Source organism: Jeotgalibacillus sp. ET6 (genome assembly GCF_029667115.1).
GTDB lineage: Bacteria > Bacillota > Bacilli > Bacillales > Jeotgalibacillaceae > Jeotgalibacillus.
On sequence record NZ_JARUIU010000035.1, the window covers coordinates 1 to 300 of the forward strand.

Consider the following 300-nt stretch of genomic DNA (forward strand, 5'->3'; position numbering starts at 1 on the left):
CATGCTTGAAGGGATCCAAATGGGGCAGGCAATCGCTTTGCTGACAATTGTAGCTGCTGAAATGCTCGATAAAAAGACGAAAATGAAGAACATACAATCCTACCTAAATCACAGTCAGTACGGGAATCAGAATGTATCGGGCGGAATTGAAGGCTTTTGGCTTGAGTCTTCCCTCATGATTTCACCCATTGAACAGGTCCAGATTCTTAAGGACTTCTATACAAACGAATTTGGCTTCGATCGTGCAAACGTTCAATTCATTAAAGATGCAATCAGACTGGAGACACGGGACGGGGTTAC

At 43.7% G+C, this 300-nt stretch carries 1 protein-coding gene; it reads left to right on the forward strand.

Annotated elements, in window-relative coordinates:
* Positions 1–300: penicillin-binding transpeptidase domain-containing protein (locus tag P6709_RS19795; RefSeq protein WP_336619018.1), on the forward strand; the 300-nt coding region annotated here is incomplete at both ends.